The organism is Saprospira grandis, from assembly GCF_027594745.1.
GTDB classification, from domain to species: domain Bacteria; phylum Bacteroidota; class Bacteroidia; order Chitinophagales; family Saprospiraceae; genus Saprospira; species Saprospira grandis.
On record NZ_CP110854.1, the window covers coordinates 165,071 to 182,580 of the forward strand.

21 protein-coding genes are annotated in these 17,510 nt (G+C 43.8%); 6 read left to right on the forward strand and 15 right to left on the reverse strand.

Annotated features, from left to right (window positions below):
* Nucleotides 1–199: 199 nt before the first annotated feature.
* From OP864_RS00590 to OP864_RS00620, 7 genes are all read right to left on the reverse strand, one after another.
* A complete protein-coding gene (locus OP864_RS00590) occupies nucleotides 200–685 on the reverse strand; it encodes a hypothetical protein (protein ID WP_270099389.1) in 486 nt (161 codons plus the stop codon).
* Nucleotides 686–737: 52 nt separating this feature from the next.
* Nucleotides 738–1,229, reverse strand: coding sequence for an IS5 family transposase (locus tag OP864_RS00595; protein WP_270099390.1), 492 nt, complete (start codon nucleotides 1,227–1,229; stop codon nucleotides 738–740).
* A 6-nt stretch (nucleotides 1,230–1,235) separates the two neighbouring features.
* Nucleotides 1,236–1,673, reverse strand: a complete 438-nt coding sequence (locus OP864_RS00600; RefSeq protein WP_270099391.1) for a transposase — start codon at nucleotides 1,671–1,673, stop codon at nucleotides 1,236–1,238.
* Nucleotides 1,674–1,947: 274 nt separating this feature from the next.
* Nucleotides 1,948–2,568, reverse strand: coding sequence for a hypothetical protein (locus OP864_RS00605; RefSeq protein ID WP_270099392.1), 621 nt, complete (start codon nucleotides 2,566–2,568; stop codon nucleotides 1,948–1,950).
* A 243-nt stretch (nucleotides 2,569–2,811) separates the two neighbouring features.
* Nucleotides 2,812–3,195: a hypothetical protein gene (locus OP864_RS00610; RefSeq protein ID WP_270099393.1), complete on the reverse strand. Its 384-nt coding sequence runs from the start codon at nucleotides 3,193–3,195 to the stop codon at nucleotides 2,812–2,814.
* A 180-nt stretch (nucleotides 3,196–3,375) separates the two neighbouring features.
* A complete protein-coding gene (locus OP864_RS00615; RefSeq protein ID WP_270099394.1) occupies nucleotides 3,376–4,254 on the reverse strand; it encodes a hypothetical protein in 879 nt (292 codons plus the stop codon).
* A gap of 177 nt (nucleotides 4,255–4,431) precedes the next feature.
* On the reverse strand, nucleotides 4,432–5,352 hold the full coding sequence (locus OP864_RS00620; RefSeq protein ID WP_270099395.1) for a hypothetical protein: 921 nt from the start codon (nucleotides 5,350–5,352) through the stop codon (nucleotides 4,432–4,434).
* A 329-nt stretch (nucleotides 5,353–5,681) separates the two neighbouring features.
* Between OP864_RS00620 and OP864_RS00625 the strand changes: the two genes are divergently transcribed.
* A complete protein-coding gene (locus OP864_RS00625; RefSeq protein WP_270099396.1) occupies nucleotides 5,682–6,335 on the forward strand; it encodes a hypothetical protein in 654 nt (217 codons plus the stop codon).
* Nucleotides 6,329–6,970, forward strand: coding sequence for a hypothetical protein (locus OP864_RS00630; protein ID WP_270099397.1), 642 nt, complete (start codon nucleotides 6,329–6,331; stop codon nucleotides 6,968–6,970). Before OP864_RS00625 ends, OP864_RS00630 begins: the two co-directional genes overlap by 7 nt.
* Before the next feature lie 244 nt (nucleotides 6,971–7,214).
* Here OP864_RS00630 and OP864_RS00635 read toward each other — a convergent pair whose 3' ends face one another.
* Nucleotides 7,215–7,634, reverse strand: coding sequence for a hypothetical protein (locus tag OP864_RS00635; RefSeq protein WP_270099398.1), 420 nt, complete (start codon nucleotides 7,632–7,634; stop codon nucleotides 7,215–7,217).
* Nucleotides 7,635–7,733: 99 nt separating this feature from the next.
* Nucleotides 7,734–8,165 (reverse strand): hypothetical protein, encoded by a 432-nt coding sequence (locus OP864_RS00640; protein ID WP_270099399.1) that lies wholly within the window; start codon nucleotides 8,163–8,165, stop codon nucleotides 7,734–7,736.
* Nucleotides 8,166–8,421: 256 nt separating this feature from the next.
* On the opposite strand from OP864_RS00640, the gene OP864_RS00645 reads away from it, so the two are divergent.
* Nucleotides 8,422–9,123, forward strand: a complete 702-nt coding sequence (locus OP864_RS00645; protein ID WP_270099400.1) for an ATP-binding cassette domain-containing protein — start codon at nucleotides 8,422–8,424, stop codon at nucleotides 9,121–9,123.
* 157 nt (nucleotides 9,124–9,280) lie between these two features.
* Here OP864_RS00645 and OP864_RS00650 read toward each other — a convergent pair whose 3' ends face one another.
* The 6 genes from OP864_RS00650 to OP864_RS00675 form a co-directional block, all read right to left on the reverse strand.
* A complete protein-coding gene (locus OP864_RS00650) occupies nucleotides 9,281–10,903 on the reverse strand; it encodes a hypothetical protein (protein ID WP_270099401.1) in 1,623 nt (540 codons plus the stop codon).
* Entirely contained in the window at nucleotides 10,896–11,453 is a 558-nt protein-coding gene (locus OP864_RS00655; RefSeq protein WP_002660512.1) for an RNA polymerase sigma factor, read from the reverse strand. Before OP864_RS00655 ends, OP864_RS00650 begins: the two co-directional genes overlap by 8 nt.
* 396 nt (nucleotides 11,454–11,849) lie before the next feature.
* Nucleotides 11,850–13,106, reverse strand: coding sequence for a DUF445 domain-containing protein (locus OP864_RS00660; protein ID WP_270099402.1), 1,257 nt, complete (start codon nucleotides 13,104–13,106; stop codon nucleotides 11,850–11,852).
* Between the two features lie 99 nt (nucleotides 13,107–13,205).
* Complete coding sequence (locus tag OP864_RS00665) at nucleotides 13,206–14,138, reverse strand: lysylphosphatidylglycerol synthase transmembrane domain-containing protein (RefSeq protein WP_270100781.1); 933 nt, start codon at nucleotides 14,136–14,138, stop codon at nucleotides 13,206–13,208.
* A gap of 3 nt (nucleotides 14,139–14,141) precedes the next feature.
* Nucleotides 14,142–14,399: a hypothetical protein gene (locus OP864_RS00670; RefSeq protein ID WP_270099403.1), complete on the reverse strand. Its 258-nt coding sequence runs from the start codon at nucleotides 14,397–14,399 to the stop codon at nucleotides 14,142–14,144.
* 53 nt (nucleotides 14,400–14,452) lie between these two features.
* Nucleotides 14,453–15,259 carry a segregation and condensation protein A gene (locus tag OP864_RS00675; protein WP_349294428.1) on the reverse strand — a complete coding sequence of 269 codons (807 nt, stop codon included), beginning with the start codon at nucleotides 15,257–15,259 and terminating at the stop codon, nucleotides 14,453–14,455.
* 62 nt (nucleotides 15,260–15,321) lie between these two features.
* On the opposite strand from OP864_RS00675, the gene uppS reads away from it, so the two are divergent.
* From uppS to OP864_RS00690, 3 genes are all read left to right on the forward strand, one after another.
* Nucleotides 15,322–16,101 carry an undecaprenyl pyrophosphate synthase gene (gene uppS, locus OP864_RS00680; RefSeq protein WP_270099405.1) on the forward strand — a complete coding sequence of 260 codons (780 nt, stop codon included), beginning with the start codon at nucleotides 15,322–15,324 and terminating at the stop codon, nucleotides 16,099–16,101.
* A gap of 209 nt (nucleotides 16,102–16,310) precedes the next feature.
* Nucleotides 16,311–16,826, forward strand: coding sequence for a ribosome maturation factor RimM (rimM, locus tag OP864_RS00685; RefSeq protein WP_270099406.1), 516 nt, complete (start codon nucleotides 16,311–16,313; stop codon nucleotides 16,824–16,826).
* Between the two features lie 11 nt (nucleotides 16,827–16,837).
* Nucleotides 16,838–17,443 (forward strand): thioredoxin family protein, encoded by a 606-nt coding sequence (locus tag OP864_RS00690; RefSeq protein ID WP_270099407.1) that lies wholly within the window; start codon nucleotides 16,838–16,840, stop codon nucleotides 17,441–17,443.
* The last annotated feature ends 67 nt before the right edge of the window (nucleotides 17,444–17,510 follow it).

Consider the following 17,510-nt stretch of genomic DNA (forward strand, 5'->3'; position numbering starts at 1 on the left):
CTGGCCTAGCGATGGTAGGCAGTGCGGCAAAGCCGCAGACCCAGCAAAAACTTGTTTTTTGCGCAGGGCCGAGCGAGCAGCGAGCTGCCGAAACGTAGCGCCCGCCGAAGGCGGGAGGCCCCAACTACACATCAATATAGGTAGAGCTACTGGCGTGAAGATGGTTAATGCTACTAATACGGACGAACACAATACCACTTTATCTTAAGGGAAATGATGTACTCTCGAATATCAAGTTAATCTTTTCTTCTACTAACTTTAACTCGTTAATTCCCATACAGCACCCTCTATCAAATGAAACGACAACATTTGTATCAATTTTATAGTTTTTATACCTTTTAAAGCTTTTCTTAAAAGAATCTGCTAAAACTTGGTTATTAAAAACATTTAGGTCAATTCTAAAGTAATCTCGTCCATCAATAGGCTTTCTCTCCTTTAATTCGCCTATCTCAAAAAAAACTTGAGTGGTTTTCACCTCCCCTATATCACTGAGACTATCTATAATTGATCTCTTATGCACATTAAATCCCTCTTTCTCAAATTCTTTACAAAGAATATTTACAAGTTGTTTTTTAGTTGTTATCATTTCTAATTCAGAGCGGTCACTAGCAAGATCAAACTTACAACAAGTAAAAATAAATAACAATAACAAACACTTATTTAGACTCATCATTAAACTTTTCAAAATCAAATCGTTTAGCTTTTACTTTTTACGGCCTTGTCGCATAAATCGTAACTTACTGATTAGCAGTAACTTCTAGCTTGACGGCATTAAGCTCATTTAAAATTTGAATACGCATCAGCACTTCTTGTTTCTGCATTTTGAAGCTGATCGAAGAGAGCCGTTCAGAGAAAAAGTGCTTGAGTCGCATCATTGCCGTTTCGCTTAAATTTCGACGATGATAGCCTAAATCTTGTTTCCAAGCAGCCGCTCCTAACTCCCAGATATATAAAATATCATCATTGCGATAACTATCGACTAGCTCTCCATTTTTTCCTTTTTTTAGGCGAGCATTTTTACGTGGGGGAATCAATGGAACCGCCCCAGCATCACAAATTGCTTCTCGACATTTTGTTTGGTCATAGGCGCCATCTGCATAAACTTGCTTAATATTAAATGGCTTCAATTTTTTTATCATTTTGAGGAGTTGAGAGGCATCGGTTTTTCGCTCTGTGGTAATCTCTACGGATAAGATTTCTCCTGTTTTATCATCCACTGCTAAATGCACTTTAATTCAGCTAGAGCGCTGTTTTTCTAGGTGTTTTTTTCTTAACCATTCTCCCTGTCCTTTGGTTTTTAGCCCTGTACTATCTATCGCTACCGACCTTTCTTTATCCGTTTTTTTAGGCTTAAGCTTCAGCTTTAGTTTTTTCACTCTGCGGCATATTTGGCTGTAAGATATCGGCTTGACATCCAAATTATATTCGGAAATAACGCATTTTAGAATACCTTCTAATTGTCGATATCCAAAGGAAAAAAGCACTTTTAATCGGAATAAATAGCGAATAAATTCATCGGAAATGGTTTTAGGTCTGCCGCGTTTTGAAGGCTTAGCTATAAGGTTTTTGCTTGCCAAAGGCGGAAACCAAGCATTAAAAAGAAACTCTCCTTGGGCAGTATAAAATCTGTTGATTAGGGCGTAATTCTGTAAGGTTTTTTCTACATTTGTCATGGGACAGCTCGAGGTTTTATTGTTCATCGAAAAAACTTAAATCTACGGGGCTTGTCCCTTTTTTTATGCCTAATTCGCAAGGTTTTTTGTAATTAACTGATTTGAAGGGTTTTATTTATGCAACAAGGCCTCAACTAATTACAAATTGACAAACCCTTTAGAGCATCTTCAACGACCGAAGGGAGTAACCGCCCGCCGAAGGCGGGAGGCCCCTGCTACACATCAATATAGATAGGGCTGATAGATTCGGCTACTAATACTGATAAATACCTATTTACTTTATTTCAGGTGGTCTAAATGGAGAATAGTCAAAATCAGGATGATCTCTTTGAATCGATTCCCACTCCCATGTCCAATCTCCCTTATCCTTTAATATCCAATATTCAAAAATTGGATTTTCGTCTATCTCTATAGACATAGTCTTTTTTACCTGACCTATATTCAGTTGTAAATCTATTCTAGATTTCTTACTGAAGTACGTAGAATAATAATCTGATAGTCCCTCTAACGAACTTGAGGGCAGCATGATTTCTTCCATAAAAATTACAGAAAGACTGTCTTTAGAATAAGGCTTTATAATCTTTGTCGTTCTTTCCCAAGTTGGAGAAATTAAAAAATAAGATGTGTCTTCAACGTAAAGAGCCATGCTCTTTATAGATGGAGAATTATCTATGCATTTTTCTTTACCAAATGGGAGCTCTATACTCACTTCTTCTGAAGATAAATTTTCTATTTCAAGATTAAACTCAATGTAAACTAAATTACACTCCCCTTTCGTCCACTTCCTAAAATCATGGCATAACTTAATATTTTCTAGCCTTCCATTTACTTTATCTAAAGGATCACAAGAAAACATCAAAGACACAATAACAACCCAAACAGCTATTCTCAACATATTATTTTTTAGTTTTATTTTCTCTAGACTTGGTAACTTTCATATTCCCAAGGCCTTACCAAACAAACCCAAGTCTATGAAAATCAACTAATTACAAATCAACAAGCCCTTTAGAGCGTCTTCGACGACCGAAGGGAGTAACCGCTGCAAGGCGAAGCCGCAGCGGAGGCCCCAAAAAGTTATCCCAATAAGCTATTTTTCTACTAGTTAGTGCTTGCTACAAAAAACTATAGCGAAAAACGACTAATCTTCACTCCAAATTTGATTTAGCTCATCTAATGTCTTTACTCCATGAGTAAACCGAACTTTTAAGTCTGAAAATGAAAATTTTAATTCAGGACAGGCACAACGAGGCACCATAATAAGAGTAATGGTCACTTCTATCCTTTCAGTCGAAGGAATAGGTTTGAAATCAACATCACCAATCTGACAGTCATCCCATTCCTCAATTTCATCATCTACACTAATATTTTTAACTTTAGAAAACTGAATGACTAATTTTGGTCTATCACAGCAAGACTCTACTTCAACTTCGATCCATTTATTCCTAAAATCAATCGTAAAATTTGAAAAAGTAGCATCGTGAAATTCTACATCTCGTAAGTCTTCTACAGTTACATTTTCCATAGTTCTTAAAAATTTATTAACTAAAAAACAATAGTTATATAATTCCTCTAGCCTCCCTCACCAAATAAACCCAAATCAATAAAAATCAGCTAATTGCAAATTAAGCATAAAAAAGGTCAAGCCCTTTGGGGCATCTAAGCTAGAAAACTCATCATGGAGCAGCTTAGAAGAAGGTTAATTTTAGTTCTGCAATATCTTATTTTTAGAACTACAGGATCTGCCTTTCACTTGACATCCATCTATGTAAAACTTATTCTTAAAAAAAGAAACTTTATCGGTCCATTTATTCACATACATATTATTGTGTGCATATATAACATAACTAAACCTTGAATCAAAATCTAAATCAACCTTAAACTCTCCAAGAAGGTTAAATTTAACTACAAAAGAGTCTTGAGTACTTGCTGGTAATGAATCGATTAAAATATTAAAGACTCCCTCTCTATTCGTCTGATACAGCTTGTCGTTAATAAACAAATGATTAACCAAAAAAGTGTCTTTAAACTCTAAGTCTAAAATAGTAAAATTTACTTCTCTGCTTTTTTCTCTATCAACCCGCTTTAGGTATGTAATATTACTTAGCTCATCAATTGATTTAAAAATCAAGCTATCTCCCTTTTCTTTTTCCAGAAAGAAGGGGAGTATAACCAATCCTCCAATAGGGTACCTTTTTTCGATAAAAACCGTATTGGAATCAACCTTCATTATGGTAAATCCGCCACTATCACTATATATACACTCCGTTGTTTTACAAGCGACTATCAATATCGGCATTAACAATAATAGTAAGCATTTAGTAACCGCATGCTGATATCCTAAAGCCAAATTCACTAAAAATAGTGCTGGCAATAAATAATACCCTAAGAGCTCAATAGCCTCAAAAAGGTCTTTTCCCATAAAAAAATAGGAAATTCCAGCTGCTGCCACTACTGAAAACAATAGAATTATCCCATTTATTGAGAGAACAGTCAATTTGCGCTGCCATAATAATAAAATAGCGACTATTGGAATATAAGCAAAGAGGGCGGCCACTACGCCAAATACCAAAAAGTAGTACAAAACGGCCTGCCATTCTAACTCAAAATTGCTTTCTCGGCAAAAGCATAAGGCATACATTAAACTGCTAATCCCCCAAGCTACAAAGGTTGTTAGTACAATCCGCGGCCTACTCAACATAGTTGCTATTTCTAAGTTTCAACTTAATTTCCTAAAGTCCCAATCAATAAAAAGAGAACACTACAAATTCGGCAAGCGCTTCCGAATTTGCTCAATAAATTCTTCATTTTCATGGGCTGCAGAGTCAGCAGATACATCATCGGCAAAGTCTTCATCATCTTTGTCGGTTAGGCCCAATTCTTTGAAGATGAGGCCCGCATGATAAGACTCTTTGCTATCTGCCGAATGGAAGTTGCGCAATAGCTGTTGGGCCACCAACTCTTTGCGATACTCTAGATTTTGGTCAATTTCATAGGCCAAATCGAGTTTTGGGTCTTCTTTTGAGCTTTTTCCCTTGGCAAAAATGGCCGCAAAATCTCTTGTGCGATGCATATTAGAGCCCAAAAAGTCTTTGCTTTGGGCGTTCATTTGTAGTTGTAGTTCTTCCTTGCGCAAACGCCGATCGACCAAAATACTATCTTCTGGCAAGCCCAAATCTTCGGCCTCCAAGGGGTCTTCATCCATACTAGGGTCTCGGCCCTCTTCAGGGACGGGGGCTAGGCGGCCTTTGGCCGTGGTTTTTCGACTTTCCTGCTCCTCTTCCAAGGCTTCCGTTAAATGCAAGGGGTCTTCTTCCTGCTCCTCGGCAGCTTCGGCTAATTCTTCGGCCAAATCCTCCTCTGTTTCTAGCTCTTCTTCTTCCTCCAATTCTATTTCTAAGGGCTCCTCTTCCTCCTCTGGCCCTTCAAGCTGCTCTTCTTCTGCCAAGAACTCTTCTTCCTCTTCGGCAACAACTTGCTCGGGCGTTTCGCTCATCTCTTCGCTTTTCTCCTCTTCCTTGGGACTAGGCAAAAGCTGCCGCTCCAATTGAGCCATGGCCCGATTGACAGAAAGCAGCTCATCTTCTTCCATTAGACCTTTTTGACTTTCCTCATTGACCGGACTAAGCTGCTCTTCCTCCTCTTCTTCTTGTTGTATCTTGTTGAATTTTTTCTTATACATCCTCGGCGCTATTTTTTATGTTTGCTCCTTCTAAACTACAGTTTTTAACCCAATTTGCCAACTTTGCCCCTGGCTTTAGCCCCAAGCCCTATAATAAAAGAATAAGCTGGGGCCGCCCCGCCCGGCTGAGGGGCTGGAGCAGGGCCGCCGAAGGCGGCAGACCAAGGAGCCAAAGGCGACGCAGGGCCGAGCAGACCTGCGAGCTGCGCAATGGCCCGACCCAAGGCCGAAGGCCGCAGGGGCAGCCCCAAAAAATCATCTTACTGAACTGTTAAAAATTCTTTGCTAAAGGGCAAAATAGACCTAACTTAGGGCAAACTACTTAGAACATGCGATCTTTTATACTTTCTTTGGCCCTGCTTCTAGCTCTGGGGCAAACCGCCTGGGCCCAATGGCCCGATGAGCGAGACAGCAAGGCGAGTTTTGATAATTCGGCAGCTGGTTTATTGAGTTTGGGCGTGGCGGGACAAACCGCTAGCCTACTGCATCAAGAGGATTATCAAGCGCCAATTGGCGTAGGCGCAAATTTTCGCCTGCAACTGCATAACCGCATCAATACCGAATGGGCCCTGCATTATATGCAAGCCGATTTTGGCGAACAGGCCTTCCGAACAGATATTTTTATCTCGGCCAATGCCCTTTTTTACCCCTTTCCAGGCAATGAAGATTTTGAGGAAAGCTGGCGCCCATTCATCTCTCTGGGCGGCAGTATGAATTATGGCGCCCTAGAGGCCAATGCCAATCCTAGCAATCAGGTAGATCGCTGGAACCCCGCTATAGCCTTGGGTTTGGGGACCCACCTCAACCTAACGCCCAAATTTGACCTCAGCTTTTCGACCCAATATATGCTGGAGTTTGGCGAGGAATTGAGCTGGCAAAATAATAATGGCCGCCTCTTGCTCCTCAGCCAGCCTAGCGAAAAAGTAGAGCAGCGCTTCCTCTTTAGCCTTAGCCTTAACTACAAAATTGCAGACCTATGGTAAACCGAATATTTTTTGCGCTGGCCCTGCTCTTTTTGGGGCAAACCAGCTTTGCGCAATACGATCAATTGGAGGATTATGAGAAAGATGCGCCCTTTGCATCTACCGAGGGCCTTCTCAAACTGAACCTCGCTTTTGCCTCTGGCTTTATGCCCAACCAAATTATTTATAACCACTATTTGCAAGGCAGTTTGGCCTATTTTCCAGAGAAAAAAGTGGCGCTAAGGGCCGATTTTTCTATGCTTTTGTCTAGCCCCAGCCAAGCCAGTATCCTTAAGCAAAATACGGGCATTTATCTGGGCGGCTTCTGGCATTTTGTCAATAAACCCATCTGGGACCCCTATATTGGCCTGCAAGCGGGCCTGCACATTAGCCAAACCACCTACGAAAAACCCGGTTTTGTCTATGCCCAATATGGCGATTTTCAAGTTTCGCCAGCCATTCAGTTCCAAACTGGTGTCAATTTTTACATCAGCAAATATTTACATTTATCGGCTGGCGCTCAGGCTATTGTAGCCGAACAAAGAGGCGGAAAAGTCCCCGATGATTATTCGCTCACGGAGTTCCGAGCGCATTTGGGCCTGGGTCTTCAGTTTGGCCTGATTGATCTGGAAAAGAAGAAAAATAGAGTGTTTTAGTTTTTTCTTTTGGGGCCTCCGCCTCGCTGCGCTCGTCGGCGCTACGTTTCGCAGCTCGCAGGTCTGCTCGGCCCTGCGGCCTGACGGCCTAGGTCTGCGGCTACGCCGCACTGCTGCACATCGCTAGGCCAGAAAAAGCCCGCTAGAAAAGAATTCTAGCGGGCTTTTATTTTGGACCAAAAAAAAGGCTATGCCCTCAATTTAGGGAATAGCGCTCCTTCTTGGATGATTGCAGTCTTTTCATCTAGCGACTAGCCGAAATAGTTTGGCTATCGTTAATTTTTAGGCCTTTGGGCAAATAAAGCACAAACTTAATCTGCTCCTCGCAAACTTCTCCCGCTTTCATTAGGGTAGACAATTCTTTGGCCCAAGCCAACTTGATTTCTTGGCAAGATGTATTATAATTTGCCTTTAGTTTATAGCGGCCCTTTTGGACCAAAAAGCTCAACAACTGCTCGTCAATTTCTGTAACAGAAAGCTCGCCCTCAATAAAAATTGATGGCCCCTCTGTTTCCCGAACCTCTACAGGAAAATCTCCTAACTCAAGCGCTACCGTAGTGGCCGTTTGTACCGCAAAAGACTGATACAGCTTTTTCTGACTTTGCGCCTTGAGCTGAGCAAAAGAAATAAAGCAAAAAACAACAAATAGTAGTCTGTAAATCATAGAATTAGAAGTCTGCATTAGTACGTAGGTATTTTTCTTAGTTCAAAAGCGGCTACAAAGGTAAGGCAGCAATTTTAAATACCCAAATCTTATTTAAACTTATTCTGTAGAAAGGTCCTGAATGGTGCTGTTATTGGCAAATTTAACGGTTTCGGGCACATAAAAGATATAAGAGAGGGTTTCCATACACTCCTTGCCCTTTACCATCAGTACATTATTTGTCTTTTTAGAGGAAACCGTTAGCTCGTTGGTCGCCAAATCTATTTCTTTGACCAAATTGTAGCGCCCTTGGTTCACAATAAAATCTAATAGGCGTGGACTAGGGACCGCAATTTCGATTTTGGTTTCAATCATCAGCCGATGCCCCTGCGAGGGCTTGACCTCTACCTTGGCCCCTACTACATTGATATTGATTGTCTGCGCCCCATCCAAAGTCATACTCTGATGAATAATTTTGCTGGCCTGGGCATGTAATGCCGAGCTAGCGAAAAGACAAAAAACGATCATTAGTTTGTAAAATATTCGCTTCATCAGGGTTAAAATACCTTTTTAAATAACAAGAGAATGCTATATTGGAGATGGATGCCCGATGGTAGTTTGTGCAAAAAAGCAAAACTATCTTTATCGGATAAAAAACAATAGCTTGTGACAGGCAAAACTAGCTAGTACTCGCTTGCCTTGACAAAAACCAAGCCTAGCCAATAAAAGTAACAGTCAAATAAATAAAATTTTTATTTTATTGGGCATAGCATCCAAAATTATACAAAAAAGACAGGATTTTCAATTTATGTGGAATAAAAAAGACTATGCCATAGAGTTAAGGGGCCTCTTACTAGAACAAAACCAGCAGTTAATCTTAGGGCCTCTAGATTGGCAAATTCCTTTGGGCAGCTTTAATATCTTATATGGACCGCTGAGCAATGCAAAATCTGTACTTTTAGCTTTTTTGCATGGGCAGTTGCCCGCAGCTAAGGGAGAGGGCCGTATTTTAGACTTTGATTTAAGCCATCTAGATGATTTGCAGCGCTCGGCAGTCCGAAGAAGGGTGGCCCTTTTGTCGCTCCAACAACCTCTTTTGCCTCAGCAAAAAATGCAAGAACAACTCGACTTATTGCTTTTGGCTACGGATTGGAGCAGTAAGAGCCAAAGACAGCACCGCATCGACCAGTTGCTGCATTTTTTCCAATTGGATGCCCTTAGATTTAATCCCTTGGGCCAATTGCCGCCTTTGCAGCGCTTGCTCTACCGCTTGGTTCGCGCCCTGCTCAATCACCCACAGGTTCTCCTATTAGATGAACCCACTGCCGAGCTCAACGAAATAGATGCCCAGAATTTCTTTAAGCTCTTGCAGGCCTATGCCAGCAGCCAAGATTGTACGGTTATTTATAGTACCCACCGCCGCCCAGCTAAAACAAAACTCGCCTTTGAGCTCTATTACTGTGAGGCGGGCAAAATTGAAAAGCGCTTAGAGTTGCCCCCTAGCTATTAAAAAAGAACGACTAGCAAGCAGTTTCGCCAGCTAGTCGTTTTCTTTTGCAGTCTTGGATTTGTAGCAGCAAATCCCCATTTTCATGATTGTTAGGTGGTCATCCTATCGGACATCCAAAAATTAGACGCTAGAAGGGGGGCCAAGGTTGCCTTCGGCACTAAAACTTTTTTCCTAGGCCCAAATAAAGGCCCCAAGCATGGGCATAAGCACGCTGATCTTGTTTGGGGTCTTCCAATAAGGCGCCCAAGCCCAGCCGGCTTTGAAAACCGTACTGCAACTCCCAGTTTCCTTTGAGCTTATGCCGCTGGCCCAAAGCAAATGACAAACCGTACTCCCAATCATTATAGTCTAAAAGAAAATAACCAGAAGACTGTAAACTACGGCTGCTTTTAAATTGCATGAGCTTTCCTCCATAGGCCCCAAGCACTACAAATCCCTGTAGACGGTCCTCCCAAAGGCGATAAAGCGACTGTTCTAGGCCCAGCTCCACGGTCATGTAGTTTAGACTGAGCCGCTGCTCGCCAATGCGTCCGCCATAGCTATAATCATAAGTTTTTACCATATTTTTGCTCCACCAAAAGTTAAACTGTAGCTGCTGGTTTCGGCTAAACGCATAACGATAGTCTAAGGCCCAATTAAAACTAGGCTGACTCAAACTATAGGGGTTTTCGGGCTGTTCTGCCGCCAAGAGCAAACTCAAATGCTGATATTCTACTTTCTTTTGCTGAAAATCATTGGTGATGAGTTGCTGCTCTAGGCTGCTCCGCAGCCCCAAGTAATGCTTGCGATAAGGCCGTTTTAGTAGTAAAACGGGGGCTTTTGGTCCAGTTTCTTCCGCTGCGCTTTCTTCCAAAGCAATGGGCGCTGCCAAAAGAGTGGGCAGCAATAGGGGCTTGGCCAATGCTGCTTCTTCTAGCAAAGGAGTAGCCGCTTTATCCAATTGCTCGATTTCAGGAGCTAGCGACTTTTGCCCAGCCTGCTCCAAAGCAAATGCCTCCTCTTTTTCTACAGTAGCCAAAGTGTTCGCCTTATTTTTGAGCTGCTCCTCTCCTACTTTCCCAGCAGGGGGTAAGGGCGAGCTAGGCGGCAATTGTCCAGCTCCACGCTTTCTTTTTGGTCCATTTTGGCCAGCTTCATTTTCAGCTTGAGGTTTTGCCTTTTGTGCTAATCTCGCCGCATTTTCAGCTTTCTTTTCTGCCGCGGCAGGACGTTCTTTTTGCTCAGCCGAAGAAGTTGGCCCAAGGGCTTTTCCTTGCTCTTTTTTAGGCTGTTCATAGCTCGTTTTTTGCACCAAAGGCGTCTTATTTTCGGGCCAAAAGCCTTCCGTAATTTCTGGTCCACAAGCCTTGCAGAACAATAAGAGTAAGGCGGCCCAGCTCAAGCGGCGGCCCCATAGTCGCAGCCGATAGCGAAAAGCCAGTTGGTCCAAAGGCTGCTGCATTTTGGTCCAAACGGCCTCCAATTCCAACTGCTGGTCAATGGCCGACCAAAGCTGTGCGGGGGCTTTAGGCGTCTTTTTTTCTGCATAAGCCTGCCGTATTTTCTCATCCAAAAGGGCATCCTGGTCCAAGGGTAAATCGGCAGAGATGGCCGACCAAAGCCCAGCGGGTGCTGTTGCTTTTTGCGTAGATAATTTATCTTTTAGTTGCTCATCTAGGGCCAAATCATCTAGTTCTTGGGCCAAATTATCCCAAAGTCCAGCGGGGGCCGAAGCCTGCAAATCCTTGGGTAAATCTCGCAAACGCTGCCCCAAAAGGTCCTTCTCTTCTTCTCTAAACATCTCCCTGAAGTTTGGCCAATAATTCTTTTAATAGGCTGCGGGCTCGACTCAGCTGCGACTTAGAGGTGCCCTCCGAAATCTGCATCTGTTCCGCAATTTCTTTATGCGCATAGCCTTCTATGGCATACAACTTAAGCACCATGCCCGCCTTTTTGGGCAATTGGTTCAATAGTTCGAGTAGTTCTGCCGCATTGATTCTCGACAAAATATCGTCTACTTTGAGCTCTTGCTGCTGCTGATAATTTTCTGAATGCGCCTTTTCCCGCTTGCGCTTCCGATAATGGTCCAAAGCGGTATTCACCAAAATGCGACGCATCCAAGATTTTAGGGCGGCCTGAAACTTAAAGCGTTCTAAGTTCTTAAATATCTTAATAAAAGACTCTTGCAATACATCCGCCGCATCTTGGTCCGATTTACAATAAATCAAAGCCACGGCATATAAATCATCGGCATAACGACGATACAAGGCCTCTTGATAGCGCCTTTTATGCTTAATGCAATGGGCCACTAACTCCTCATCGGTCAATTTTGCAAACTCATCTTTTGGCATGGCGTTCTGGGGGTTTTGTTCTCTAATTGTATGCTGCTGTTTTGGGGCCTCCCGCCTAGGGCGGGCGCTACGTTCCGCAGCTCGCTGCTCGCTCGGCCCTGCGGCGGCTTTGCCGCCTGGGTCTGGCCCTTTGGGCCACTGCTTCACATCGCTAGGCCGGGCGGGCTGCGCCCGCTTGGGCGTCCTTCTTTGCTAAGACGAAAAAATGGCCTTCTGGGTTGGATTTCTGCGTCCTACAGGGCCGAAGGCCCGCAGGCTGAGGGATGGAAAAGGGGGCGGCGAAGCCGCAGACCAAAGGCTTTTGCAGCGAAGCGAAAAAGCCTGCAGGGCCGAGCAGACCTGCGAGCCCTGGCACAGCCCGACCCAAGCGAAGCGCAGGGGCAGCCCCAAAAAAAATTAAACGGTCAGAATTTGTAGAAAACCGGCAATCATACCTAAAATACTGCCCACTAAAAGTAATTTCCATTCATCTTGTTGGAAAACGGGTCGCAGAAAATCGACAAAGTCCTCTGGGGGGAGGCTGCTCATCTTATCGCTGAGCGTATGCTCGATATCTAGGGCCTGTTGGGCATAATCAAAAATCAGGTGGATATGTTCGGGCACCTCGGCCACTAGGCGGCGGCAGGCAATTTCCTTGATGCGGTCATAGCTATCGCTGCCCGAAGTGATGCGAATGAGGGCGCTAGAAAAGCCAGCGGTATGGTCAAAACTCTCATTGACATGTTCCTCGATAATGTGGAGCAGGCGGTCAGAGGCATCGCCTTCAAACATGGCCCGAAAAATATTGGGCATAGTAATAATTTCGTTGGCCACAATATTGGCGTATTCCTTGGCCACTTCTTTTTGGCGTAGGATAAAGAGGCCCTGAATTTTCCAGCCAAAAAGTTTATAGGCTTTGGCGGGTTTAAAAATCATATTGAGGGCCAAAACATTGGTCAGGTAACCGACCACCAAGCCGCCTAGGGGGAGTTGCCACCAAGCGCCAAAGGGAATCCAGACTAACATTTGGGCCAGGCCAAACAAAAAGCCAAAATAGAGGCCCGAGTATTCAATAAACTGAAATTCCTTATCGCCTACATCTAAGAACATGCGGTTCATCAATTCCTTATTGCTGCTCAGGTGGTTGATGGTCATTTGTTTGAGGTTAAAGATTTCGGTAATATTATCTTTTACCTCCTGCATAATTTCCTCGGTCACCTTAGGAATTTCTCGGGCGGCTCGTTCAAAAACGGCGGCCTTTTGTTTTTCGGGCAGCAACTTCCAGAGCGGAAGTTCTTCGCGCATGGCCTCATTGATAATCTCTCGGGTAAGATCGAGCATGCGGGGCTCCATTTCTTTGGCAATGACTCTGGGGTTGATGCGGTCGAACTGTTCTTCCACATCAATGAGTTTATCCGTAATCATATCTACGGAAGTATCGGCCATACTCACGCCTTTGGATGGAATAATGCCCTGCCAGCCTAGAATTGGCTGGCCGCTTTTGCTTTTCCAGCCGACAAACTCTAGGGGATAAAAGGTCATCTTGAGGGCCAATTTATTGGTCCCCCAGCCCACCACCGCCGAAATTATGGGGATGAGCAGCACCCACCAACTAAATCGGTCGATATAGTAGACTTGAAAGAAGTCGAGTATAATCTGTATATATTCCATCATAAGGGCTTAAAATTAAGGCATCTCCATGAAAGTTAGATTTTTTGGAGCCTTTATTTTCAAAAAAAAAGACCGCTTTTTGAGCGGTCTTTTTTTCTGTTCTTATTCTGTGGGCTGAGCGGCTTCGGCCTCTTGTTTATTTCGGTTGATGAGTTTGCGAATCCAGTTAGGGACCACGATCATACCGATAAAGAGGTAAAGATAATAAGTAAAGAAGCGCCAGAAAATGGTCATGACAAGTAAGAGCGTACCTCCTGCGGGCAGGTAATCGGAGTGGAAGTTTTCGAAAGAAGACTCTGCGGCTCCGGCGCCGCCGGGAGTGGGAACGATAGCCATAATCACATACATCGCAATTTGTCGGCCCACAATAAATACCTGTTGGACAAAGAGCGAGAAATCTTGTTGGTCGATCAGTACACTATTATAATGTGCTTGCACGGCGGGGTCGGTAGAATTGGCGATAAAGGCCATAATCAGGCAATTGAGGACCATAAAGCGGGAGGCCCAGGCGCCAGCGGTGGCACCAAACGCCTTGAGGTGGAACTGCCATTTTTGGCGGCGGAGTTCGCCAGAGGCCAGCTGCATATCTTGGCCCATTTTATCGGCTCCTTCTTTAAAGCGGCGCAAAAGGGGCAGGCTAGTAATGGCCATGAGTACACGGTGCACAGCTTTGGCATTGATAAAGACCCCATAAAAAAAGAGGCTACCATAAATAGACATAAATAAATAGGCGCCAAAAAAGCCGGCTCCAAAATACTGGTTAATCATTTCAGAAAAGCTGGTTGTGCCGGGCAAAATGATCAGAAAACCAAAAATAGAGAAGAGCAGTAAGAGCGAAGAGAGGTAGAAAAAGGTATCTAATACTATAGTATAAAAGATAATCATGGTGGTTCTACCGGGAGAAATTTTTTCTTGAGAGAGGGCCACCAAGGCCACTGCAGAGCCACCCACAGAGGTAGGGGTAACGGCAGAGCTAAACTCCCAGACAAAAATCATTTCGAAGCATTTTCGCCAGCTAAAAAAGCCCTGCGTAATTGTTCAGAGGCGGAACATATAGGCAAAATGGCGAAGCAGCACAAAGAAAAAGGCGCCGGCGATCCAGTAGAGCGTTTTGGGGTTCCATGAAATTTTCTGAAAATCCTCTAAGCTAAAATCTTGGATAAAAAGATAAACGATAACGATTAGGCCAGCAGCCACGGCAATAGCGATACGGCCGGGGCTGATTGATTTTAGGGCTTCATCTTGTTTATCTTTGGGTGTAGATGATTCTTCTGTAGAAGAAGGTTGCACAGACATGCTTGGCAAACTTTAAGATGAACTCTTTTGGGGAGTTCGATGATAAAATGAGCTTAATCCTCCTCGGCCCAAAGCATACAAAAATCATTGTATTCTTCGGAGAGGCTTAAGATCTTGATTTTTTCTTGTTGGAGGAGTTCGAGTAAGGCCAAGAAGGTAAAAATGGCCTGCATTTGTCCATCGAGCGGCAAAAAGAGGTCCTCAAAGCGGGCGCGTTCTAGTTTTTGCAACTGCCTTTTGAGGTAATGTCTTTGCCCTTCAATGGTGTAGGGATAATGAACGATTTTATGCACAGGGCGATTTTCTCGTTCTTCTAATTTTTCTAAAAGTTGCTCATAAGTTTTGAGTAAGCGAAAAAGATTAAGGTGTTCTAGTTCGGCATCGGCTAGGGCTTGGTTGGCTACGGTTTGTAGTTCTAGAACCAAGTTTCCCCGAGCTTGTTGTTCTTGCCTTTTGAGTTCTTGCGCTCGGAGGAGGGCAAAAATTTCTTTATAGCTTTTATAAGCGAGCAGACGTTCGACCAATTCTTGGCGGGGATCAATCTCCTCTCCTTCTTCATTTAATTCTTTGCGGGGCAAAAGCATTTTGGCCTTAATGCGCATCAGGCTAGCGGCCACCAAGATAAACTCGCTGGCTAGGTCAATATTCATCCGCTCGAGCTCTTGCGTATAGGCCAAAAAGTCTTTGGTAATCGAAGAGATCGGGATATCGTAAATATCGAGCTCATCGCGCTCGATAAAAAAGAGCAAGAGGTTAAAGGGCCCCTCGAATTGTGGAAGCTTGATGGTGTAAGTCACGTAGAAAAAGAAAGTTTTTCCTATTTTTGCGCAGGCTAAATTTGCAAGGGGCAAAAGTAACAAAAAAGGCCCGCATCATTGTTTAAACTGTTGTTAAGTTGCAGAAAAGCCAAAAAACTTCCGTTATGACCAACAAAACATCGCCAGAAGCGGCCAGTGCCTTGGCCCAAATTGACAAAAGCCGTTTGCCCAAGCATATTGCTATTATTATGGATGGAAATGGCCGTTGGGCCGAAAAACAGGGAAAGGCCCGTGTTTTTGGCCATCAAAATGGCGTAGAAGCCGTTCGATCGACTACAGAAACGGCGGCCAAATTGGGCATTGAGTATTTAACGCTTTATGCTTTTTCTACCGAAAACTGGAACCGCCCCAAAGAAGAGGTGGCCGCCCTGATGGCCCTTTTGGTCCAAACCATTAAGGGAGAGCTCCCTACTTTGCAAAAAAATAAAATTCGGCTGCAGGCCATTGGCGATTTGGAGAGCTTGCCCCAAGCTACCCGCGACGAACTGCAAGAGGCCATTGATGCTACCGCCCATAATGAACAAATGACCCTTATTTTGGCCCTCAGTTATAGCGCCAAATGGGAAATTGTAGAGGCCGTGAAACGCATTGCCGCCCAAAGCAAAAAAGGCGAACTCGAACTAGAAGATATTGATGAAAAAGTAGTGGCCAACGCCCTAAGTACCACTGGCCTACCCGATCCAGAATTACTCATCAGAACCAGCGGAGAAAGCCGCATTAGCAACTTTTTGCTTTGGCAAATTGCTTATGCCGAACTGTATTTTACGCCCGTTTTTTGGCCCGACTTCCGAGAGAAAGAACTCTATGCCGCCATTGCCGATTTTCAGTCTAGACAAAGACGATTTGGCAAAACTGCCGCCCAAATTCTATCGGAAGAAGAATAAAACAAAAGGGCTCGGCCCAATTGGCCCAAAGGGCCAAAACGGCTTAGGGATGGATAGTGGTGGCCGAAGGCCAGACCGAGCAAAAAACTTGTTTTTTTGCGAAGGGCCGAGCAGACTTGCGAGCCACGACAGAGCCCGACCCAAGGCCGAAGGCCGCAGGGGAAGCCCCAAAAAAAGACCTCAGTTGTTAAATATCCTTAAAATTAAAGATGTCAGCAGGATTTGTAGAATTGGGCAAAACGCTCAAACCACACCATATTAAAGGCGCGCTAAAAGCGCGGCTAGAAGAGGGATATGTCCCTAGTTTAGAGGCTGCTGCAGCCGTTTTTATTGAGCATCAGGGCCAAAAAATTCCGTTTTTTTTAGAAGAATTGGAAAGCGGAAAAACCTGGATTATCAAGCTAGAAGGCATTGATGACCGCAATCAGGCTGAACAATGGAGCCGAAAAACGCTTTACCTCAGAGAAAAAGACCTTTTGGAAGGAGCCGCCCCGATTTCGGGCCTCGCTTTTGACTTTTTGATCGGTTTTCATCTCCTTGATGAGGAATTGGGCGATTTGGGCGAAATTATCGACTTAATTGAGCTGCCTCAGCAAGAGATGGCCGTATTAAATATTGAAGAAAAAGAGGTGCTCATCCCCCTTCATGAGGATCTGATTGTAGAAATTTTGGAAGCCCAAAAGCAAATTATCATGCAACTTCCAGAAGGATTATTGGACCTTTAAAACAATGACTGATGTCTTACGATTTGGCGAAAAAAATAGCTGCCGCAAAAGACTATGCCGATTATTTGCCTTGGATTGAAGCCGCTTTGGCCCAAGGTAAAACCTCAGGCGAAAATCATTCTGAAATGTATCTGCATTTTACAAAAATGAATTTGCAGCGCATGAAGCGTTTGGAAAAAACGACAAAACTTTGGCCCGAACTGCTTGAATTGGCGAAAAACAGCCAGAAAAATTTGCTTTTTTTGGTCCTCACGGAGGCTTGGTGCGGAGATGCCGCGCAAAACTTGCCGCCCATCTATAAATTGGTGGAAACACAGCCCAATTGGCAGATGAAAACGCTTTGGCGAGATGAGCATTTGGATTTGATGGAAGATTATAAAACGGATGGCGGCATTGGGATTCCCAAAGTTTTGCTGATTGATGCTGATACGCAAACTGTTTTGGGCCATTGGGGTCCTCGTCCGGCAGAAGCCCAGCAAAAAGTCCGCGATTATAAAGCCTTGGAAGAAAAACCGCCTTATGCAGAATTTGCAAAAGATATGCAGCTTTGGTATGCCAAGGATAAAACGCAGAGCTTGCAAAAAGAACTGCTCGATTGGTTGAGTGATTTGGTTTAAGCCATTTTTTTTCTTGTTCTAGAGCAAAGAGCGCAAAAACGAATTGTTTTTGCGCTCTTTTTATTTT